The organism is Saccharibacillus sacchari (assembly GCF_037722395.1).
Lineage (GTDB): Bacteria > Bacillota > Bacilli > Paenibacillales > Paenibacillaceae > Saccharibacillus > Saccharibacillus sacchari_A.
Genome location: NZ_JBBKAR010000033.1, coordinates 649,600 through 670,284, shown reverse-complemented (window position 1 = coordinate 670,284; position 20,685 = coordinate 649,600). Strand labels below are relative to the sequence as shown.

General features: G+C 52.1%; 19 protein-coding genes. 4 read left to right on the top strand and 15 right to left on the bottom strand.

Annotated elements, in window-relative coordinates:
- The first annotated feature begins 14 nt into the window (after positions 1 to 14).
- A complete protein-coding gene (locus tag WKI47_RS11790) occupies positions 15 to 1,157 on the top strand; it encodes a DNA alkylation repair protein (RefSeq protein ID WP_340227316.1) in 1,143 nt (380 codons plus the stop codon).
- Positions 1,158 to 1,296: 139 nt separating this feature from the next.
- Positions 1,297 to 2,859 carry a methyl-accepting chemotaxis protein gene (locus WKI47_RS11785; protein WP_340227315.1) on the top strand — a complete coding sequence of 521 codons (1,563 nt, stop codon included), beginning with the start codon at positions 1,297 to 1,299 and terminating at the stop codon, positions 2,857 to 2,859.
- 100 nt (positions 2,860 to 2,959) lie between these two features.
- On the opposite strand, the gene WKI47_RS11780 is transcribed toward WKI47_RS11785, so the two are convergent.
- Both WKI47_RS11780 and WKI47_RS11775 read right to left on the bottom strand, forming a co-directional pair.
- Positions 2,960 to 3,100 (bottom strand): hypothetical protein, encoded by a 141-nt coding sequence (locus WKI47_RS11780; protein ID WP_340227314.1) that lies wholly within the window; start codon positions 3,098 to 3,100, stop codon positions 2,960 to 2,962.
- 176 nt (positions 3,101 to 3,276) lie between these two features.
- Positions 3,277 to 4,188 carry a hypothetical protein gene (locus tag WKI47_RS11775; RefSeq protein ID WP_340227313.1) on the bottom strand — a complete coding sequence of 304 codons (912 nt, stop codon included), beginning with the start codon at positions 4,186 to 4,188 and terminating at the stop codon, positions 3,277 to 3,279.
- Positions 4,189 to 4,598: 410 nt separating this feature from the next.
- Between WKI47_RS11775 and WKI47_RS11770 the strand changes: the two genes are divergently transcribed.
- Positions 4,599 to 6,575, top strand: a complete 1,977-nt coding sequence (locus WKI47_RS11770; protein WP_340227312.1) for a stalk domain-containing protein — start codon at positions 4,599 to 4,601, stop codon at positions 6,573 to 6,575.
- Between the two features lie 125 nt (positions 6,576 to 6,700).
- Here the strand turns inward: WKI47_RS11770 and WKI47_RS11765 are convergent, their stop codons facing one another.
- The 4 genes from WKI47_RS11765 to WKI47_RS11750 all read right to left on the bottom strand — a co-directional run bounded on the left by WKI47_RS11765 (position 6,701) and on the right by WKI47_RS11750 (position 9,539).
- The gene (locus tag WKI47_RS11765; protein ID WP_340227311.1) at positions 6,701 to 7,294 is read right to left on the bottom strand and encodes a GNAT family protein; all 594 of its coding nucleotides are present in this window, start codon (positions 7,292 to 7,294) and stop codon (positions 6,701 to 6,703) included.
- A 165-nt stretch (positions 7,295 to 7,459) separates the two neighbouring features.
- Entirely contained in the window at positions 7,460 to 8,527 is a 1,068-nt protein-coding gene (locus WKI47_RS11760; protein ID WP_340227310.1) for a GTPase, read from the bottom strand.
- A gap of 93 nt (positions 8,528 to 8,620) precedes the next feature.
- Complete coding sequence (locus WKI47_RS11755; RefSeq protein ID WP_340227309.1) at positions 8,621 to 9,262, bottom strand: SDR family oxidoreductase; 642 nt, start codon at positions 9,260 to 9,262, stop codon at positions 8,621 to 8,623.
- 28 nt (positions 9,263 to 9,290) lie between these two features.
- Complete coding sequence (locus WKI47_RS11750; protein WP_037289356.1) at positions 9,291 to 9,539, bottom strand: hypothetical protein; 249 nt, start codon at positions 9,537 to 9,539, stop codon at positions 9,291 to 9,293.
- Positions 9,540 to 9,732: 193 nt separating this feature from the next.
- Between WKI47_RS11750 and WKI47_RS11745 the strand changes: the two genes are divergently transcribed.
- On the top strand, positions 9,733 to 10,659 hold the full coding sequence (locus WKI47_RS11745; RefSeq protein ID WP_340227308.1) for a copper amine oxidase N-terminal domain-containing protein: 927 nt from the start codon (positions 9,733 to 9,735) through the stop codon (positions 10,657 to 10,659).
- A 4-nt stretch (positions 10,660 to 10,663) separates the two neighbouring features.
- Here WKI47_RS11745 and WKI47_RS11740 read toward each other — a convergent pair whose 3' ends face one another.
- From WKI47_RS11740 to xseA, 9 genes are all read right to left on the bottom strand, one after another.
- Positions 10,664 to 11,218: a YdhK family protein gene (locus WKI47_RS11740; RefSeq protein WP_340227307.1), complete on the bottom strand. Its 555-nt coding sequence runs from the start codon at positions 11,216 to 11,218 to the stop codon at positions 10,664 to 10,666.
- A gap of 244 nt (positions 11,219 to 11,462) precedes the next feature.
- Positions 11,463 to 12,269, bottom strand: a complete 807-nt coding sequence (gene spo0A / locus WKI47_RS11735) for a sporulation transcription factor Spo0A (protein ID WP_340227306.1) — start codon at positions 12,267 to 12,269, stop codon at positions 11,463 to 11,465.
- 376 nt (positions 12,270 to 12,645) lie between these two features.
- Positions 12,646 to 14,376 (bottom strand): DNA repair protein RecN, encoded by a 1,731-nt coding sequence (gene recN, locus WKI47_RS11730; RefSeq protein ID WP_340227305.1) that lies wholly within the window; start codon positions 14,374 to 14,376, stop codon positions 12,646 to 12,648.
- 154 nt (positions 14,377 to 14,530) lie between these two features.
- Positions 14,531 to 14,980, bottom strand: a complete 450-nt coding sequence (ahrC, locus tag WKI47_RS11725) for a transcriptional regulator AhrC/ArgR (RefSeq protein WP_340227304.1) — start codon at positions 14,978 to 14,980, stop codon at positions 14,531 to 14,533.
- An 83-nt stretch (positions 14,981 to 15,063) separates the two neighbouring features.
- The gene (locus tag WKI47_RS11720; protein WP_340227303.1) at positions 15,064 to 15,927 is read right to left on the bottom strand and encodes a TlyA family RNA methyltransferase; all 864 of its coding nucleotides are present in this window, start codon (positions 15,925 to 15,927) and stop codon (positions 15,064 to 15,066) included.
- A gap of 51 nt (positions 15,928 to 15,978) precedes the next feature.
- On the bottom strand, positions 15,979 to 17,883 hold the full coding sequence (gene dxs, locus WKI47_RS11715) for a 1-deoxy-D-xylulose-5-phosphate synthase (protein ID WP_340227302.1): 1,905 nt from the start codon (positions 17,881 to 17,883) through the stop codon (positions 15,979 to 15,981).
- Between the two features lie 242 nt (positions 17,884 to 18,125).
- Positions 18,126 to 19,031 (bottom strand): polyprenyl synthetase family protein, encoded by a 906-nt coding sequence (locus tag WKI47_RS11710; RefSeq protein ID WP_425355453.1) that lies wholly within the window; start codon positions 19,029 to 19,031, stop codon positions 18,126 to 18,128.
- On the bottom strand, positions 19,028 to 19,309 hold the full coding sequence (xseB, locus tag WKI47_RS11705; RefSeq protein WP_340227518.1) for an exodeoxyribonuclease VII small subunit: 282 nt from the start codon (positions 19,307 to 19,309) through the stop codon (positions 19,028 to 19,030). The genes WKI47_RS11710 and xseB overlap by 4 nt, the downstream gene beginning before the upstream one ends.
- Before the next feature lie 7 nt (positions 19,310 to 19,316).
- The gene (gene xseA / locus WKI47_RS11700) at positions 19,317 to 20,678 is read right to left on the bottom strand and encodes an exodeoxyribonuclease VII large subunit (protein ID WP_340227301.1); all 1,362 of its coding nucleotides are present in this window, start codon (positions 20,676 to 20,678) and stop codon (positions 19,317 to 19,319) included.
- Between the last annotated feature and the right edge of the window lie 7 nt (positions 20,679 to 20,685).

Genomic DNA, 20,685 nt, shown 5'->3' with positions numbered 1-20,685 from the left:
CAAGGAGGCATTCTATGCCAGAACCATTAAAGCTTATGTACAACCGCAGTTTTTTGCAGGATTTTTCGGCCAAAGTCAAATCTGCCTACCCTCCTTTTCAAGACGCTGATTTCGTTACCGATGTGCTTGACGGAGACTGGGAAGAACTTGAATTAAAGACACGGATGCGCCGTATTTCGATCATACTTGGTCGTTATCTGCCTGAGCCTTTTACTGAAGCACTCGATATTCTGTATCGGATTGACGAATCCTGCGTCGGATTCCCCTATCTGTTCTTCCCCGACTTTGTCGAAGTCCATGGACAGGCTGAATACGATTTTGATTCTGCTCTTGACGCCTTGGAACGGTTCACATCGAAATCTTCATCCGAGTTTGCCATACGGGTCTTTCTATTACGCGATCCAAAACGTACGATGGTTCGCATGCTTCATTGGGCGAACAGCGACAACGAGCATGTACGAAGACTCGCCAGCGAAGGTTGTCGTCCGCGTCTGCCTTGGGGACAAGCTCTTCCGATATTCAAAGCAGACCCGACACCCGTATTGGAGATTTTGGAAAAATTAAAAGCCGACTCCTCGCTCTATGTCCGCAAAAGCGTAGCCAACAACTTGAACGACATTGCCAAAGACAATCCGGCCCTCGTCAAACAGACTGCCCGAAATTGGTATGGAACCCATCCTTTAACCGACTGGATTGTTCGCCGTGGTTGTCGGAGCTTGCTCAAAAAAGCCGATTCCGAGATCCTGTCCTTATTCGGGTATTCGTCTTCGCAGTCTCATACCAACGAAGCTCTTATTACCGAAGCCTCCCTACAAATCCGGCCGCAGGCCTGCTCCATTGGCGGCGAGACCGAACTGCATTTTAAGCTGCAAGCACGCTCCGGCGAGCCTGTGCGTATTCGCGTGGAATATGCGATCGACTTTGTCAAAGCTTCAGGCCGAGCGTCGCGCAAGCTATTTATGCTCGCAGATCGCACACTGGATGGCGGAGCTTTATTATCCGGAACACGCAGGCATCGTTTTGCCGATCTTACGACCCGTAAGCATTACCCGGGCTTGCATCGAATTGTCCTGCTTGTTAACGGACAGGAATATGCGGAAGATTTCATGACGCTGGAACCCGAACATACAGAAACGATTACCAATGAGTCAAATTAGCTCGCGGTTAAGCTACTAAATATGCCAACAAACGTATTTTTTCGGAATGCGATCCAAAAAACCGATTGTTAACTTGCCTTCCTTTTCGTATAATGTTAAAAAACATTACATATCTTTTTGCGAAAAGGGCGTGCTATCGATGAAAACCAACCGCATTCCGAATCTTTTGCTTGCTTTGCTTGGTCTAGTGGCAGCTATTGTGCTTTGGATGGATTCTTCTCGACAACTGCTGCAAACGTTATGCTTGGCGCTCGCCGTCGTAACCGGAGTAGCTATCGTGTTCTTCACATTGCAACGGACGCGGCCTCGGTCGTCCAAACTCCAAACCCTCGAAGCCGAAAACGATTCAGAAAAACTCAAAAGCTTCGTATTCGAATCTCAGGTAGTCTCGGATCGATTGCTAGGCGTCGTCGAGGAAGTCCAGGGATCTGTTCGCACGTTAAGTTCCGTCACTGAACATTCGGAACGAGCCGAGCATGAATTGGATGCGCGCAGCACGGAAGCCGCAGCTCGTACGCAAGAAGCCTCCGCCCTGCTGGAAGAAGCTTCGCTCATTTCAGGCCGATTGGTCGCAAGCGCAGCAACCATGGCGCGCGAAAGTCTGGAAGCCGGCTCCGCAGCCGGCGAATTGTCAGATGCTTTGAACTCCGCGGATCATGTCATGACGAATATATCGAGTCAAAATGTAGCGATTGGCGAACGGATTCATGAATTGACTCAACATATGACGGATATCGAAGCGGTCAACAGCTTTATTCGGGATGTCGTGGAACAAACTTCGCTGTTGGCACTCAACGCCTCTATCGAAGCCGCGCGTGCCGGCGAAGACGGACGCGGATTTGCCGTTGTCGCTCAAGAAATCCGCAAGCTGGCTGCGCAAAGCGGAGACGCTCTTGGACGGTCTGCGGCTACTCTCGGATCTGTCGTCTCCGGCGTTAGCCAGGTAACGGAAGCGATGGCAGCAAGCCGATTGGCGGTGGAACAAGGCGTAAGCGAGATGCGCCGCATGCGACAAGAGATGGAGCAGCTGCATCGCAGCTTGGGCGGCGTGCTGGACTCCGCGAAAGATACGGATACTTTAAGCGGGGTTCAGCAGGAACGGATGACGCGAGGCGTAATGGCATTGACGGCCGCGGCCGAATTGACCAATCATACGACACAGTCCATGGAACAGCTTTTTTCGCATATTGCCCGGCAACGTGATCAGATCAGCAAGCTTGCGAGAATCGGCGAAGAGATGCGCAGCGCTTCTACCGAGCTATCCGACATGGTGAGCAGCTTCCGATTTGATCAGAATGGGAGTCTTGCCAGCAGCGATATCGAAGCTATTCGCGGGGTATTGGAAGCAGCCGCCAAACAAGCCTCTTCACTGCCTACCGATGAACGTGAGCACAACCTGCTTCTTTCCGGATATATGGAGCGCTCTTCGTCTATCGAAGCAATCTGGTCCAACCGTACGGACGGCTCGTTTATTTTTTCCAAGCCGCAAGCCGGATTGCTTAATGCCAAAAGCCGCGAATGGTGGCAGCAAGCGATGCAAGGCGAAGTGTATGTCTCGCCTGTATATGTCTCAGCCATAACCAAACGTCCCTGTCTCACGGTGTCGGCAGCGATTGTCGACGAACAGGGCGAGCGTATCGGAGTCGTTGGCATGGATTTGTCTTTGGACACAGAGGCAACCGATCAAATCCGCGTATCTTAACACGCAAAAACAGGACCGCCTACCGAATGTCTTTCGACGATCGGCAGGCGGTCCTGCTTGTTTTGCGAATCTATGAAATTCTTGGCATGAATAACGTTGGTTAACGTACGGAAATCTCGGCTTGCTGTTCCCGTTCCGTTTCGAGTTCCTCGTCCGATTTACCTTTTTTCGAACCGTAAAGAATAAAATTCACTTCTTCCAGTACGTCCGAAAACTGTTGCATCTGTTGATCACTTTGCATGGTTGTTCCTCACCTTACTCCAGTCTGTTGTGTCGTGTCCACACTTCGTATTTAACCAAAAACCCAATTTTGAAACTTGCTTGCTCGGGCAGCGGTTCCGGACACGATTCCTCAACATCATTGAAGCAGCCGCCTTTATTATTATCGGCAGACGAACCCCATTCCATAATATCCATTTATTTCTTTTTGTGTTTGACACGGGATTTTTTTTCTTTTTGCTTGGCAGAAGCTCTTTGCATGCGTCGCTTTTCCAGCTCCATTTCCCGTTTCAAATAAAGCTCCATCGTATTTTCCGGATTATCCGAAGCAAATAACATAAACTTTTTCAAATGCTCGTTATACTTGTCTTTGCCGAATACCCGACCGTTTTCGCTCAGGAAAAGCTCCAGCATCCGATGCGGATCTCCCGTATTTTTCAGCGTCTCGAACTCTTGCAGCACGCCCAAAATTTGCGAAGCGATACGTTCCGAACGATCCTTGATCCGCTCTTCTCCAAGCCGCAGATCTCCCGGATAGGCATGGGACAGGATCAGAAAAATTCCGCCAACGCCGTATAAGGCCAGCATATCCGCCATATCCACCGAATCCGAACTGACGCGGCTTGTCCATTCCAGCGAAGCCCGATCCGGATGCGTGAAGATATTCAAAAATCCGTAGACGTCAGTCAACTCGAACGAAATATGCTCATACGCATACTTCATGACGCCAAGGTTGCTTCCCATCACTTCCTGGGCAGCGTCATGATCAATCGTTTCGGGAGCCGCACGATATTGGAACAGCCGCGCAGCATGCTCGAAAGCGACTCGAATCTGCACGGGGGCTTCGACGACCAATCCTCCCTCTCGCAGCAAGACGGCCGCCGATAACGAATTTGCGATTCGCTGAAGCAAAGCTCCGGCATAATAATCGTCCTCTCGCTCTGTATACTCACGAGCAATCTCGATTAATTCATGCATGTAACCCAACATCTCATCGCGAACCGAACCCGAGTGTTCCGGAGCCTCCAGCAGCGACGCTGGTCGCCATTCAACCTGTCCATCGCTTTGCGTTCCAGCACCCTGCTTCAAGCGTTCGTCTTTTCGCGCCATTGGCTCCTCCTCCTTTCAAGCTTTTAAATCAGTTCCTTTTTCCACATTTCTTCCTTCAACATGCGTCCCGATCACAACGCCGACCGGCTCTGCGCCAGTCGAAAACCAAATTTCGCATACAAGGCACGAAGAACTCGTCATACCCGCGCTCACGACGATACAACTCGGCATGCGGCGCAATTACTTTCTCTAAATCTTCCGGTCTATATGTGCGAATCGCTTTCTTTTCATCCCCCTGTCACATCTCTTCCATTGTACCGGGTGCTCGGTCTGCGTTTCAACTTCAACTCCGTCTATTTTGATGACAAAATCCTCATCATTCCGGCTGTGGACAAAAAAGGAATTTAAGCCTGCTTGGTCGAATCCTTTATACGAAACGTTACTTGAAAAGACAGGGGTCATGGGAAGAAATGAAAACAACTCAATTTGCAAAAACAGCACTGGCTGCGGGAATCTTGTTGGGAGCCGTTATTCCGACACCGCAACTATGGGGAAACAGCGCCTATGCGCAGTCATCCGCCGATTCAAGCATTGCAAGCGGACTCGACAACCGAAATTACATTCTCGACGACGGTTCGCTTCGCGCGGAAGGACAGACCATCGGTTCGGCACAAGAGCCATCGCCGTTTATCGGAATATCCAGGGATTCGCATACGGGGGAGCACTACGCCTGGACAAAAAGCGGCTTGGTCTATCAATGGAGCGATCTCGGTATCACCGGAGCGCCCGAGCTGATCAAAGGTCTGCCCGCCGTGGCTCAGGTATCCGAGGATGTTATGCTGGCCGAATCCGGCGACGTAATCGGCTATACGAATATCGGACTGCCTGGCGGCATCCGGATTTCGGCTCACTCCTCGGGATTTGCCTTGCTGACCGCAAACGGCGAAGTCTGGCGCTATCGCTCGGATTATTCCACGAATAAAGTTAAAAAGCTGGCCGACCTGCCGGGTGCGAAAGATATTCAAGCAACAAGCAGCTCTGCGATGGTACTGGGATCGGACGGCACGGTCACCAAGTTGGATGCCGAAACAGAATCAGAGCCCGAGATCTTCGCGACCGGAGCGGTATCTATGGCTTGGGTCAAGGAAGAAGCCAGCAACGACCTCTATATCGCAAAGTCTGACGGAAGCCTGTGGAAATACGAATACGGCAACGCCAAGTCCGGCAAAGCGATCGCTTCCGTAAAAGGCGCCGTGTCGGTGAACGCTGCCGAAAAAGGACTCTTTGTACGTTTGGGCGATGGAACATCCGGCTTTTACGCGAACGGCAAATGGACCGCTGTCGCTCCGGCCCGCCTTCAATCGGCAACCTTGACGCTTTCCCGTACTTCTGCCGCAAAAGGCGATGTCGTCAAAGTCACCGTGGACGAAAAGTTTACAGACGGCGCTAAAAGCAAACGTACGCCGGCAGCTAGCGAGCTAAGCGTTTCCGATCCCAAGGTCGTCTCGGTACAAAAAGACGGAAGCCTCAAAGCGAATGGACTCGGTTCCGCTACGATAACCTTCAAGTCCAACGGCATTTCCGCCAAAACGACATTGATCGTGAAACAAGGCGGCGCAATGACCGGAGCCGGTCTGGTAGGCGGAAGCGCATACCTCCCGGTTCGTCCGGTGTTCGCCGCACTCGGCGCAACGGTAACGAACGCGGGCAGCAATTGGACAATCGTATACGGAGAGACGAAGATCCAATTGCAAAAAGGCAGTGCCAAAGCGACGGTTAACGGCAAATCCGTTACCTTGAAAAGCAAAGTTCAAACACTCGACGGCCAAACGGTCTTCCCGGCCAGCTTTTTGTCGACCGCGATTCCGGGTGCTTCGGTCAAATGGGACAGCAAGCTTCAACAGGCCGTTGTGTCGTTAGGGTCCGCGTCGTTGGAAGTCGAATCGAAACAAACCGCTCTGCTCAAGAAAAAGCAGCAGCTCGGAAGCCTCGCCCAGTACCTGGGCAAATCGTATTGGATCAATAACTACAGCGGTGCCGGGGTACGATTCAGCAAATTGACAATCGCGGATATCAAGATCGCAGAAAGCGATTACGGTCATTCCTACACCCTGATCTTCAAAAATGCCGCAGGCAGCCAATTCGCATCGGCCGAATATTACGCGGAAGCCATTCCTGAAGTACTCGGCGATCTGGATGAATTTTTCCCGTTCGATCCTCAAGTCCAGTACGGCGGCAGCGACAAGATTTGGAATTACATCCGGGGTCAATTCGTCGCCGCAGGCATGAATAAACAGCATGTTCTATTATCGTGGGGAGAACCTTCCGAAACCAATATCCAGAACAGCCCGAAAGGCCCGGTCGAAGTTTGGCTTTACGTAAGAAAGGGCGGAACAGACTGGCAAGCCGTCGCATTTTTGAATGGAACCGTCACTATGATTTACTAAGCAACGTTACTACAAAAGATCGGAATGGATTTTCGGGAACGTGGCCCTCAAAAAAAGCGATTCGCCGCTCGGCGAATCGCTTTTTTTATGCTCAGCACTGAGATTGATGGATCGTTTGGGATAATTTATTCAGCGATGTGCGTCTGTGCTTTCGTTTGCTTATCCGCAGGATACCGATGCTTCTCCCAATCTTCCGCCGTCATCCCGAACAATACATGATCTTCCCAAACGCCGTTGATCTTCAGATACCGTTCGGCCAGCCCTTCGCGACGGAAGCCTGCCTTTTCCATTACCCGAAGCGACGGCGCGTTGCGCGGCATGACGCCTGCTTGCACACGGTGCAGATGATGCTTGGTAAAAGCAAGTTCCAACACTCCGCATACAGCCTCGGTCATATACCCTTTTCCGTTATGCGCTTCATCCAGAAAATAACCCAGATTCGCGTTTTGAAAAGGCCCGCGCGCGATCCCCGTCAATGCGGCACGTCCTAGCAATTTCCCGTTCTCTCGCAGGCGAATCGCATACACATAAGCCTGATCCCGGATACGCCCCTGCTCACTTTGCATAATCTCCGTCCGTTGCCCTGCAAGCGTCAGGTATCCGTCTGAACGAATCGGCTCCAGCGGCTCCAAAAATCGCTGATTCTCCAACCGGAGCGCCAACAATTCCTCGGCCTCCTCTGGGGTAAATGATTGTAATTCCAGCCGTTCGGTCAACATTCAAACGCCTCCTTGACATTGTTTTGCTGTAATATCCTGTACTTTTCCGTTCATCGGAAGTCGTGTTTTTCATTATAGCAGAATCCACTTGGAACGCCGAGGATATACCTTTCAAAAAGAAAAAAGTCCCGCAGATGCGGAACTTTTCCTTGCTCTTTGTCAATCTTATTCCGGTTCGCCCGGTAATTTCTTCCCTTTATCTTTTCGGTCGCGGAACGTCTTGTACAACTTGGAGACGGAGTCCGGCGTAACATCGATTCCGCGCTCGTACGCATACTTGACGGAATATCCAAGAGCCAGCGTTACCGTTCCGGCGACACCTGCTGCGGCCACACTACCGGCTCCCGGGAAAAACTTCACGATCTGCGAAAAAATCGTCCGTCCCAGATTGCCGACGATTGCCGTAATTACGATTTCTTTTGCGGCTTCGCGGCTGATCGGTCGTTCGTACAGCGTGGCGAGTTTGGTGAGCAGCCCGATCTGTAATGCGGTCAGCGGCACGATATCGGCCCCCGGCAGCGGAACCGCTCCGATGGCGCCTGCCGAGGTCGATGCCGCAATAATCCATTTATTCGCAATCGAAGACTTTTCTTTGATCGTGCGCGCGAACAGAATGTCTTTATTGTTTTTTTTTAAAAGTTCAAGAATCGCATCGCGCAATGTATCGACATTTTCACCCGTACGCGAAGAAATCGGAATGACATCGTAGTTATGCCCGGTCTCCCGGCGCACTCTCGCGACCAGCCGATCCACTTCGTCCGCCGCGTCGATTTTGTTCAGCACGATCAGGATGTTGGGATTGGCTTTCTCCACGATTCGGAATGAACGCTGCTCGCTTTCCGAGAAAACGGTTCCTGCCGCATTAAGGAAAAACAGCACGACGTCCGTTTTTCGAAAATAGTCCAATGTCGTCGCGGAATTTTCTTTGTTCACGTCGTTCAGGCCGGGCGTATCTATGAAAAAGATTTTGTCTTTATACGCATGCGGATGGATTGCCGTTGTCTCGCCGGGCTCGGCGCCTACGCCGGCAACCTCCTCGCCCACGATTCGGTTGATCGTCGACGATTTGCCCGCATTGACATCCCCGACCAAAGCGATCAGGATTTCTTTGTTCAACTGTCCATTGATCTCTGCCATTTCTTTGTCGAAGGCATCGTCTGCGGCGTGCCGGATCTGACGCTTCATTTCATTTTTTTGCGCTTCCGTGTAAGTCCCTTTACCGATCGATTTCATTTCACAGCCGCCCTTTCCCTATCCATATCGACTCCATGCCGCATATACGATATCGTTAACCGGAAAGTTTCGTTGCTGAACCAGTCAGTCTGCTCAACTACCGAATGCTTCGCTGATCGGCGTATCGCCGGAGATCAGATCGAAAGCGCGTCTATAGGTGTTGCGATCTTCCAGCACCGCCGCAATCACTGTAGCCACATCGTCACGCGGAATGAAGCCAGGCTCCAAGTTTTCGGCCGCCGAGATGCGTCCCGTGCCCGGATCGTTTTTGAGTCCGCCCGGACGCACGATCGTATAGTCCAAGCCTGTCGTTTCGAGCATCCGGTCTGCATAATGCTTCGCTGCATAATAAGGTTTGATCGCTTCCGACCAGTTTTCGCGATTGTGAGCCTGCATGGCACTGACGATCACATACCGCTTAACACCCGCTTTTTCGGCCGCTTCCATTGTTTTCACGGCGCCGTCGAGATCGATCAGCAGCGTTTTATCCAAGCCTGTCGATCCGCCCGAGCCGGCCGTGAACACGATCGCATCGCTGCCTTTGATCGCTTCGACCAGCACGTCCACACGGTCTTCAAGGTTGGCGAATACAGGTTCAATCCCTTCCGCCCGAAGTTGGTCCGCCTGCTCCTGCTTGCGAACCATCGCTTTGACCTGATGCTTGCCTTCGTGTGCCAACAGCCGAATCAATCGACTTCCGATCTGTCCGTTTGCTCCGATTACCAACACGTTCATGCGATATTCCTCCTTAGGATTGAGCGCTTCAACGAATGCTGAATGCGACTTCCGATACTTTAGCCAAATTGACGCTGATATCGCGCCCTTCGCTTTCAAAAGTCATGCAGCCGTCACCTTCGGGACGTTCGCCGCGAAATGCCGGAACGACGTAGGCCTCTTTCAATTCCCTGACGGCAATCTCCAATTCGGCCGGAGTCAGTTCTTCGCTGGAGTCGAAAGCATATTCTTTTTCAATTCCGTTGTCGTATAAAATTCGAATGTAAATGCCTCTCATGGTTGTTTCTCTCCCTTTCGGCTCTGAAGAATCTTTTAGCGACTCCTCTCTTCATTATCTCAAACGAAATCGCGGAAACCAAATCAGGGAGCCACAACTTCCTTTGCTGTCGCTTTTGCCTATGCAGAAAGATACGGATGCTTTATGATGAAAATACGACTTTTCCATTTACAGACAAAGGGGGCTGCACGGATTGAAAAAAAGAATACTTTTGACGGCCACGTTGGCTTTCGGCCTGTTCGCGGCTCAGGCAAACGCCGCCACGATGCAAGTAACCGTGGACGGAAAAGCGATTGCGTTCAACACCGAACCTGTCGTCAAGCAAAACGTCACCATGGTCCAGTTCGCTCCTATTTTCCGCAGTCTCGGCATTTCGTTTGCCTGGAATCAAAAACAGCAGCAGGTGACGGCGATCAAAAACGATACCCGGATGATTTTGACGGTAGGCAGCCGAACGGCTTACATTAACGGACGCGCTGTACGCATGCAGCAGGCACCGGTATCGATCAACGGAAATATTTTCGTGCCGTTGCGTTTTGTCAGCGAAGCGACAGGCGCCCGCGTAGATTTGTCCGGCAACCGGATCGCGATCGCAAGTACGAGCGGATCTTCCGTTACGCCCGCTACGGTTCCGGCTTCGGGCAGCGACGATAACGCCAAGCAGGCTGCTTCGGAAAGCGCTATTACCGATTATCTGTATGCCCATTACGACACGCTGTATACGCCAGACACCGGCTACGAAGTCGATTACGAGACGTTCGTGGACGAAGACGGGGATTACAACGTGACCGTACTGCTGGACAATTTCGAAGCTTCCGGGACGCTGTATGCGGAAACAAAATCGGACAGCGACGTTTTATTGGATTTTACGGGCGATTTCGCGACGGATCTTGCGGAGACTTTCGATCTGGACCTGTTGGTCGTCCATATTGCGCTTGCCCCGGTTTTGGATGAGATTCCGGCAGGGCTAAGCGAAGACGACGTTTATGCGCTGGATAACGGGAAATGGATGCTGCTGCAACCGATTTTCGGCGGTATCTACGATTTCTCGCAGCGCTATGCCGAATTTTACGATCTGACCGTCGACGAATCGGACCCTATAGCTTCGGCGGAATGGTAAACCTTTACTCGGTGGACAATTCGCTTTCGGTTACCCACATATGGTTGGTGACTGGTTGTCCGCCATCTGTCGGCGTATAGTCTACCATGTAGATTACGCCTTTTTCCGCTGTATCCACCGTCGCTTCCGCGCCTTTCATGCCCGGCATATGGCCGGCTTCGATCGTCACCGTATCGCCTGCGTCCGGCACGCTTTCCGTTTGGCTCCGAAGTTCTTCTTCGATTACCCATTCATGATCGCTCACCGGCTCGCCGCCGTCCGTCGGCGTATACGATACCGAATATATAGTCGTATCGTAGGCTCCCGTTACCGTCCCTTCGGCTCCGTCCATACCCGCCATATGATCCGAACGAATAACGACTTTCGATCCGACGGGATAAACCGGATCAGCCGCTTCTTTCAACCCTTCCGGCATCGCTCCCGACGAACCGTGATCCATCCCGTGCATATCGGTATCGCCGCTTTGCGCCGCGGGGGCAGGCGTTGCGGAATCGGAACATCCTCCCAACAACGTAATTCCCGCCGCGGCCGCAATTGCATAGATCCATCTTTTTTTCATTCATAAATCCTCCTTGAATAATAATGTCTTCATTATATACCCCATAGGGGTATATTCCGGACTATTCTTCCAACAATTTTTTGAATAACGCTAAAAGGATTGCGAGTCAAAAATCTTAACGTTTACCAATCCGCAACACAAATAGCCGCGTTCTCCATGAAATCATAGAGAATGCGGCTATTTTACGATGACATACTTATCGGAACGCTGTGGAGCTGGGTGTCGTCGTTAGCTTCTGCCTAACTCAGCTCACCTTATGCTCGATCCGCAATTTATCCGCGATCATCGCGATGAACTCGGAGTTCGTCGGCTTCGACTTGTTGATGCTCACCGTATAGCCGAACAATTCGCTGATATTCTGCACCGATCCGCGTGACCAGGCCAGCTCAATCGCATGGCGGATCGCACGCTCGACGCGGGACGGAGTCGTTGCGTATTTCTCGGCGATCGAAGGATACAGAGTCTTCGTAATCGAACCCAAAATCTCGATGTTGTGATAGACCATCGTAATCGCTTCGCGCAAATACTTGTAGCCACGTACGTGCACCGGAATGCCGATCTCGTTAATGATGGATGTGATGCTCGCATCAAGCGTTTTCCCTTTCGCCAATGTGCCGATGCTCGGCTTAGGCGTTGGTGCAGCCTGCGGAGGCGCAATCGGGGAAGACGGGATGTTCAGCATCTGCCGTACCCGGCTGACCAGCACTTCGATATCAAACGGCTTCAAAATGTAGTAAGCCGCTCCTAGTTCAACCGCGCGCTGCGTAATATTTTCCTGGCCGAATGCCGTCAGCATAATCACTTTCGGACGTGGGTTTAGGTTCATGCTTTGAAGCTTCTCCAGTACGCCCAGCCCGTCCAGATGAGGCATGATGATATCCAGGATCAGAATATCAGGCGCGCGTTCAACGCTGCGGAGCAATCCCAGTACCTCTTCCCCGTTAAAGGCGACCCCGGTTACCGTCATATCTTCCTGGGCGGAAATGTGTTCCTGGAGCATGTGAACGAAATCCCGATTATCGTCCGCAAGCATAACTTCGATGTTTGGCAAAGCCTGTTCCTCCTTATCATCCGGCTGCAAAGCCGAATCCTCTGTAGTATGTTAACCGTCGAATAGGGTCAACATAATCGTTCATCGAACCGTTTCTGTCTCTTTTGAACCTCAACTCTCGTACAGCTTCCATACCGTAAAATTCGACACGGTTCGAAGATTCCCTGCCGGCCATGTCAAATCTCCGCTCTCTCTTAGTATATCGGGTTATACGCCGATTTCAAACAAAAAATCCCAAAACCGTAAATTAGCACAGATGACGAATCCGATTTCGGGTTTTTCTCTTTTTTCGTGCCTTCGCAACAGAACCAAAGCGGAGCCGACGGCTCCGCTTATTTGGCCTTGCTCACAGTTTTGGGATCTAATCAATCGTCGCTTAGGAAGCACGATCATTCTTGCTTTCCTCAGCGAGTTTCAGCATTTCCTGCGCATGATGCAACGTTTTCTCTGTAATTTCGACACCACCGAGCATCCGCGCCAGTTCGGTTACCCGACCTTCGTCGTTAAGCGATTCGATCCGGGTCATCGTACGCTCGCCCTCTACCCGCTTTTCGATCAGGTACTGATGGTCTGCCATACAAGCAACCTGAGGCAAGTGAGTGATCGAAAAGACCTGACAATTACGGGACAGCTTCACCAGCTTCTCCGCAATCGATTGAGCGGCTCGTCCGCTGACGCCCGTATCGACTTCGTCGAAGATCAAGACAGGCACTTTATCATGCCTTGCAAAAATGCTTTTGAGAGCCAACATAATCCGTGACAGCTCACCGCCGGACGCGATCTTGCCCAGCGGACGCAAAGGTTCGCCTGGGTTGGGTGAGATCAGGAATTCTGCACTATCGACGCCCTGACGGGTCAAACGTACACGACGGCCTTCAAACTCAAAGCCACGGGCGTCCTGGATCGGTTCCAGACGAACTTCGATTGAAGTCCGCTGCATTTGCAGATCCTTCAGTTCGCCTTCGATCTGCCGTGCCAGGTCACGCGAACAATCGCGGCGCAGCGCGCTCAGCTCGCGGGCCAGAATGAGGGTCTTTTCCAATTGCTTATCGCGCTTGGCGGTCAAAAGTTCGAGTCGTTCGTCCTTGTTTTCCAGCATATCCGTCTCGCGATGAATGCGGTTGTAGTATTCGAGAATTTGCTCCACGCTATCCCCGTATTTCCGGCGCAAGCCGGAAAGCAGGTTCAAGCGATCTTCGACCTCTTCCAGTCTGCCCGGATTAAATTCGATATTTTCACGATAATCCCGAAGCTGGAATACGGCATCCTCCAACTGGTAATAAGCGTTGCGAACCTGTTCAAGAATGGGTTGCATTGCTTTTGGATCATAGTTCTCTACGTCCTCCAAACTGGAAATGGCGGAATTGATCGATCCAATCCCCTGTTCCCCGTAGAGCAGATTATAACCTTCCGAGACAGACTCCATTAGCTTTTCGCTATGAGCCAGCTTGGAACGTTCATCCGCCAGCTCTATATCCTCGCCGACCTTAAGCTTGGCTGTCTGAATCTCCTCCAGTTGAAAACGGTACATATCGAGCATCTGCAAAGACTTCTGACTGGTCTCACGCAATTCTCTCAATTCCCGTTCCAGCTTCGCCAGCGCGGAATATTCTTGTTGATAGGCAGCCTTGGCTGGCGCAATCATGTCACCGCCATAAGCATCCAGCAGTCCCAGATGGCTCTCCGGACGCAGCAGCGACTGGTGCTCGTGCTGACCATGAATATTGATAAGCTGTTCGCCCACTTCGCGCAGCATCGTCAGGTTGACAAGCTGTCCGTTAATGCGGGACGTGCTTTTCCCTTGTGTGTTTACTTCACGTCGGATCACCAAATGCTCCTCGGATGAAGCGGATATACCGAGTTGTTCGAGCGTTTTCCATACGGGATGCTCCCCCGATAGTTCGAATAAAGCTTCCATCTCCGCCTTATCGGCGCCGTAACGAATCAGTTCCGAAGAACTTCTTCCGCCGGAGATCAAACCCAGTGCATCGATGATAATCGATTTACCTGCGCCAGTCTCACCGGACAATACATGGAATCCATGATAAAAATGGACGTCGACGGCTTCGACGACGGCGAGATTGCGAATGGACAATGCAACTAGCATGCACTCACCTCGTTGATAGTCTTCTCCGTCTCCATCCCGCAAGCTTTGGGAGGAGAGGATTCAGTTCCATTATATTCATGCGAACACTTGTTTGAAAAGTGGCAAATTGAAGAATACGAAAAAAAGACTCGTTTTCTGCTACATAAAATCAATTTCAGGAAATGAATCCCATAATCTGACCGATTACTTTCGGGCTGTTCTCCGGCTCTCTACAGATCAGTAAAATCGTGTCGTCCCCGGAGATCGTCCCCATGATTTCCGACCATTCCATGTTATCAAGCAATGCTGCGATCGAGTTGGCGGTTCCCGGCAGACACTTCATGACCACCAGATTGGCTGAATGATCGATATGTACAAAGTTGTCCACGAGTGCGCGCTTAAGCTTCTGCACCGGATTATAGCGCTGATCCGTCGGCATCGAATATTTGTAATGACCGTCATCAAGCGGAACTTTGATTAACAGCAGCTCTTTGATATCCCTGGATACTGTCGCTTGCGTAACTTGAAAACCGGCTGCGCGCAACGCGCCAACCAGCTCATCTTGAGTCTCGATATCCCGGCTTGAAATAATCTCCCGGATTTTGATATGTCGTTGTCCCTTCATAAGACTCCCCCTATGGTCATTAATCGATCAGCGATCACTAAAATTCGCCGTTCGTTTCATAAACGCATCCAGCACAAAGAAACTCACCGTTCGGCGGATGAGTTTCTTTGGAAATTTCGAGCGGCTTCCGCCGCGGTATTCGAGGCCAGCTCACGAATAACATCTTCGCCAAGCGGCTGCGTTTCTCCTTCTGATAACTTCAGATACGCAAGAAATTCAACATTGCCTTCCCCGCCTGTAATCGGCGAGAAGGTCAAGCCTCCGATTTCGAACCCGAGTGCATTGGCGAAGCTCAACACTTCGTTCAATACATCCTCGTGTACTTTGCGATCACGCACGACGCCTGATTTGCCTACCTTATCGCGACCCGCTTCAAATTGTGGCTTGATTAGCGCAGCCACTTCGGCCGGCCGTCGCAATAACTGAACCAGAGGCGGAAGAATAAGGCGCAAGGAAATAAACGAGACATCGATACTCGCAAAGTCAGGCTGCGCCCCCGTCAGTTCCTCAGGCGTCATATAACGAAAATTGGTACGCTCCATCACGCATACGCGTTCATCGTTGCGCAGCGACCAATCTAGCTGGTTATAACCAACATCGATCGCATACACGTAGGAAGCCCCGTTCTGCAAAGCGCAGTCTGTAAATCCGCCAGTCGAAGAGCCAATATCAAGCATAACCCGTTCCGACATCCGGATACCAAACGTATTGATTGCCTTTTCCAACTTCAGCCCGCCGCGGCTAACGTAAGGATGTATGGCGCCTTTGACATGCAAAGCTGCATTGCGGGACACTTTCATGCCGGGTTTTTCGATCCGCTCATTATCGGCAAAGACAAGGCCAGCCATAATGGCTGCCTTGGCTTTTTCGCGGCTTGCATAATACGCTTGCTCAACGAGCAGAACGTCGATTCTTTCTTTGGATACTTTTTCTTTTGGCTCGGCCATAATCAGGCTCTCTTTCTGTGTAAAATGCGGGCGTTCGCCTGCGTAAATCATCTACGAAGGCAAGCCTGCTTTCAGTGCCAGACGGCTGCCGGTTACGGCTTCACGAACCAGGTCCGCAGCATTCTCGGCCGTTAAGCCGGACTCCTGCTGCTGCTCCTTGATGCTTCCATGCTCGATAAAGCAATCCGGCACGCCCAAAATTCGAACCTCGGCATGTGCGATTCCTTTGGACGCGTAGAATTCAAGAACAGCACCGCCCAAGCCGCCTGCTTGGGAAGCTTCCTCCATCACCAGCAGCTTAACCCCGCGATCCGCAAGATCGGTCAGCATCTTCTCGTCAAGCGGCTTCAGGAAGCGGGCGTTTACCACACTGGCTTGAATACCGGAAGATTTAAGCAATTCGGCGGCGGCAAGAGCGGTCTGAACCATAGGGCCCACAGCTAAAATCGCGCAGTTTTCACCCTCGCGGACCGTTTCCCAGCTACCGATCGGGATGTTTTTGAGTTCTGTATCGAGCGGAACGCCCAGACCGTTGACCCGAGGATAACGGAAACCGATCGGCCCCTGATTATAATCCAACGAAGTTTTCATCATATGACGCAATTCGTTCTCGTCTTTTGGCATCATCAGCACCATATTCGGAATATGACGCAGGAATGCAATATCATACACGCCTTGATGCGTCTCGCCGTCTGCGCCGACAAAGCCCGCACGGTCAATCGCAAAGATGACGTTCGCGTTATGGCGGCAAATATCATGCACGATCTGATCGTACGCACGCTGCATAAAGGTGGAATAGACGGCAAATACCGGCTTCATGCCTTCCATCGCCATCGCGGCGCACAGCGTTGCGGCATGCTGCTCGGCGATGCCGACGTCGATCATTCGTTTCGGGAAACGTTCGGCAAACGCCATGAGTCCCGATCCGCCCGGCATTGCCGGAGTGACTGCAACAATTCGCTCATCCTGCTCGGCTAATTCAATCAATGTACTGCCGAACACTTCAGTGTACATCGGATTGCCGGCTGATTTAAGCGTTTTACCGGATTCGATCTTGTAAGGGGAAATACCGTGCCATTTATGCGAATCGGCTTCCGCCGGCTTATAGCCTTTGCCCTTTGTCGTCACGACATGCACAAGCACGGGGCCCTCGATGTTATCCGACTGACGGAACGTCTCCATCAATTTGGGCAGATCGTGGCCGTCGACCGGACCGATATACTTGAAACCCAATTCCTCGAACAGAACGCCGGGTACCATCATGTACTTGAGACTGTCTTTCACTTTTTCCGCCGTTCGAGCCAACTTGCCGCCGATAGCCGGAATCTTTTTGATCAGCGATTCGACATCGTCTTTCGCGCGCAGATAATGACGGTCCGAACGGACGCGGCTCAAATAGTTGTGCATCGCACCCACGTTCGGAGCGATGGACATCTCGTTATCGTTGAGCACGACAAGCAAGTTCTTTTTCTCGTGCCCGATATGGTTAAGCGCCTCAAATGCCATACCGCCTGTCAAAGCACCGTCTCCAATAATCGCGACGACTTTATTGTCTTCGCCTTTCAGATCGCGCGCCATCGCCATGCCCATCGCCGCGGACAGCGAAGTGCTGCTATGGCCGGCTTCCCAGACGTCATGTTCGCTCTCGGTACGTTTAACAAATCCACACAAGCCTTTGTATTTACGCAGCGTATCGAACTTATCCTGGCGCCCCGTCAAAATCTTGTGCACATAGGCTTGATGACCCACGTCGAAAATAAATTTATCTTTGGGACTGTCGTAGCAATAATGCAAAGCCAGCGTCAGCTCGACCACGCCCAAGTTGGAAGCCAGATGGCCTCCTGTTGCCGACAGCTTTTCGATCAAAAACTGACGGATTTCCTGAGCCAATGGTTCCAATTCTTCGGCCGGCAGCTTCTTCAGATCGCCGGGTTGATTGATTTGTGGAAGGAGCATATGTCATTCCCCGCTTTCCTTCATTTTCCTGAAATTCGGTTGCGAACGATTTTTCGAATAAGGCCATACCCTACGCAATAAAGCGTTCAGGTATTGCCGTAGTATCGGTTATTATATCGTTTTTGGGGAAACAAAGCCAATTTATGGCTCCCGCCTCCCTGCTTGCACGTCGCCGATTCATCTGATGTTCAATACCCAAGCAAGCGAGCGGCGAAACCGATCTTCCTCGAATTCGTTACCGATTAACGATCCCGTTCAACCAAATAATCGGCGATTGCAAGCAGCATTTCCGCCGATTCCAGTCCAGCGCCAGATACCGCAGACTTGGCTTCTTCGCTTAAGCGACGCACTTCTTCGCGTGACTTGTCGATGCCGAGAAAATACGGATACGTGACTTTTTCCATCTTCACGTCGCTCTGCGTCTTTTTGCCCAACTTACTTTCATCGCCAACCAGATCGAGAATATCGTCCTGAATCTGAAAAGCCAGTCCGACGCCTTTTCCGAATGTCCGCAACGCTTCAAGCTGCTTCGCAGAAGCTCCTGCCGTGCGTCCGCCCGCAATAAGCGAAAACATAATCAGGTCGCTCGTTTTGTGCAGATGAATGTATTCCAGTCTTTCAAAATCGGTCGTGCCTTGTTCGCCTTCCATATCCGCTACTTGTCCGCCTACCATGCCGCGCGGTCCGGCGTATTCGGCCAGGTCGGATACGATCGCGATCGCCGCATCAGGCGGCAGCAAACCTTCTTTGGCGAGCGAAGCAACGACGTAAAAGGCATGCGTCAGCAAGCCGTCCCCGGCCAGAATCGCCATCGCTTCGCCAAACACCTTGTGGTTGGTCGGCTTGCCGCGGCGCAGATCGTCGTCGTCCATGGCCGGAAGATCGTCATGGACAAGCGAATACGTATGTACCATCTCGACGGCAGCCGCCACGCGGATCGCCGCGGCACGGTTTCCTCCAAGACTTTCACAAGCGGCTACGACCAATAATGGACGCAGACGCTTGCCTCCGGCGTCCAGTGAATACTTCATCGATTCCAGCAATGCCGGCGGCATATCCCATTCGGCCGGAAAGGCTACGTCAAAGTAACTTTCCAGATCGGATGCGACTTTTTTCATATACGGCTCAAGCTCGAAAACGTTGCTCAAAAGTTGTCCCCGCCTTCCGCTTCACCTGCAAAGTTTCGGCGCCGAAGCTGTCCGTCCTCTTCGACGATCGTTTCGATTTTGCGTTCCACCTGCTCCAGCTTTTGGCCGCATAATTGCGACAATTGCATGCCACGTTGAAACAAATCGATCGCTTTTTCGAGCGGTACGTCGCCTTGTTCCAGTTCGCCGACGATTTGTTCAAGCTGCTCCATAGCCTGCTCGAAATTCAATCCGGCAACTTCTATCGGTTCTTGCGCCTGATTCCCATTGGATTGCATACCCGCGTTATTGTCCACTTGCATTGCCCTCCTCCGTCGTTTGAATGACCTGACAGTCCAGACTTCCGTCGTTGATTCGGACAATGATCCGGTCGCCTTCACGCACTTCGCGCGCAGATTTGATCAGTTTCTTTTCATTCTCGTCATAAACCAGGCCATAGCCCCGTGCCATAACCTTAAGTGGACTTAAAGCATCCAGTTGACGCACACTGCCCAATAAACGCTGACGACGGTCTTTGACCGCCATATTCATAGCGCCGCTCAACCGTCCGTCCAGCGTTCCCAATTGACGGGCGGCAAGCTGAAGCTGTGCGCCGGGATAGAAACGCGCAAGACGGCCGTGGAGGCGCGTATGCTTATCCCGGCTTGCAGCAAACTTGGCATCCGTTCGCGACGTCAGGCGGCGTGTCAGCCCGTCCAGACGTTGCGCATGCGGCTGAAGCGCACGTTCCGGCTGCCTGAGCACGGCAGAACGCTGCAAGCGAGCCAGACGTTCGCGTTCTTGCGCAGCGCGACGAAGCAAAGCTCCGCGCAGCCGATGCTCCAACTGCGAAATGCGCTGCTGAAGCTCGCGTCGATCCGGCACCGCAAGTTCCGCGGCGGCGGTAGGCGTCGCGGCTCGCAGGTCGGCAGCAAAATCAGAGATGGTAAAGTCGGTCTCGTGTCCCACGGCTGATATGACAGGAATGGCTGAATCATAGATGGCACGAGCCACGATTTCCTCGTTGAACGCCCACAGCTCTTCCAGCGATCCGCCGCCCCGGCCCACGATCAGCACGTCCGCTTCGCCCAAGCGGTTCAGGATGCGAATACCGCGCACGATAGACGCAGCCGCTTCCTTCCCCTGTACAAGCGCCGGATATAGCATGACCGGAACGCCCGGAAAGCGGCGCCCCAGCGTCGTCAGAATATCCCGTACGGCGGCACCCGTTGGCGAGGTAATAACGCCAATCGCGCGCGGCATCGTCGGAATTTTCCGTTTCCCGCCCTCGTCGAACAGCCCTTCGCTTTCGAGCTTTTTTTTCAACTGCTCATACGCAAGATACAGACTGCCGACACCGTCGGGCTGCATCTCTGTTAGGTAAAGCTGATACTGACCGTCGCGCTCGAAGACCGAAACGCTGCCGAGTGCGACAACTCGCGTGCCTTCGCGCGGAATAAACGGCAGCCGTTTATTGTGCGAAGCAAACATGATTGCCCGCACACGGCTGCCGGTATCTTTTAACGTAAAATACATATGTCCGCTCGAATGATGCGTAAAGTTCGAAATCTCGCCGCGCACCCACACTTCCGGCAGCAGCGGGTCCGCTTCGAACTTCTGGCGGATATACCGGTTCAGCTCCTGGATCGACAGTATGCGCTGCTCCATGTCCGGA

Excerpts from the sequence above, each read along its gene's own strand:
- WKI47_RS11790 (WP_340227316.1), top strand. The coding sequence starts at position 15 with ATGCCAGAACCATTAAAGCTTATGTACAACCGCAGTTTTTTGCAGGAT.
- WKI47_RS11785 (WP_340227315.1), top strand. The coding sequence starts at position 1,297 with ATGAAAACCAACCGCATTCCGAATCTTTTGCTTGCTTTGCTTGGTCTA.
- WKI47_RS11780 (WP_340227314.1), bottom strand. The coding sequence starts at position 3,100 with ATGCAAAGTGATCAACAGATGCAACAGTTTTCGGACGTACTGGAAGAA.
- WKI47_RS11775 (WP_340227313.1), bottom strand. The coding sequence starts at position 4,188 with ATGGCGCGAAAAGACGAACGCTTGAAGCAGGGTGCTGGAACGCAAAGC.
- WKI47_RS11770 (WP_340227312.1), top strand. The coding sequence starts at position 4,599 with ATGAAAACAACTCAATTTGCAAAAACAGCACTGGCTGCGGGAATCTTG.
- WKI47_RS11765 (WP_340227311.1), bottom strand. The coding sequence starts at position 7,294 with ATGTTGACCGAACGGCTGGAATTACAATCATTTACCCCAGAGGAGGCC.
- WKI47_RS11760 (WP_340227310.1), bottom strand. The coding sequence starts at position 8,527 with ATGAAATCGATCGGTAAAGGGACTTACACGGAAGCGCAAAAAAATGAA.
- WKI47_RS11755 (WP_340227309.1), bottom strand. The coding sequence starts at position 9,262 with ATGAACGTGTTGGTAATCGGAGCAAACGGACAGATCGGAAGTCGATTG.
- WKI47_RS11750 (WP_037289356.1), bottom strand. The coding sequence starts at position 9,539 with ATGAGAGGCATTTACATTCGAATTTTATACGACAACGGAATTGAAAAA.
- WKI47_RS11740 (WP_340227307.1), bottom strand. The coding sequence starts at position 11,218 with ATGAAAAAAAGATGGATCTATGCAATTGCGGCCGCGGCGGGAATTACG.
- recN (WP_340227305.1), bottom strand. The coding sequence starts at position 14,376 with ATGCTAGTTGCATTGTCCATTCGCAATCTCGCCGTCGTCGAAGCCGTC.
- ahrC (WP_340227304.1), bottom strand. The coding sequence starts at position 14,980 with ATGAAGGGACAACGACATATCAAAATCCGGGAGATTATTTCAAGCCGG.
- WKI47_RS11720 (WP_340227303.1), bottom strand. The coding sequence starts at position 15,927 with ATGGCCGAGCCAAAAGAAAAAGTATCCAAAGAAAGAATCGACGTTCTG.
- dxs (WP_340227302.1), bottom strand. The coding sequence starts at position 17,883 with ATGCTCCTTCCACAAATCAATCAACCCGGCGATCTGAAGAAGCTGCCG.
- xseB (WP_340227518.1), bottom strand. The coding sequence starts at position 19,309 with ATGCAATCCAATGGGAATCAGGCGCAAGAACCGATAGAAGTTGCCGGA.
- xseA (WP_340227301.1), bottom strand. The coding sequence starts at position 20,678 with ATGGAGCAGCGCATACTGTCGATCCAGGAGCTGAACCGGTATATCCGC.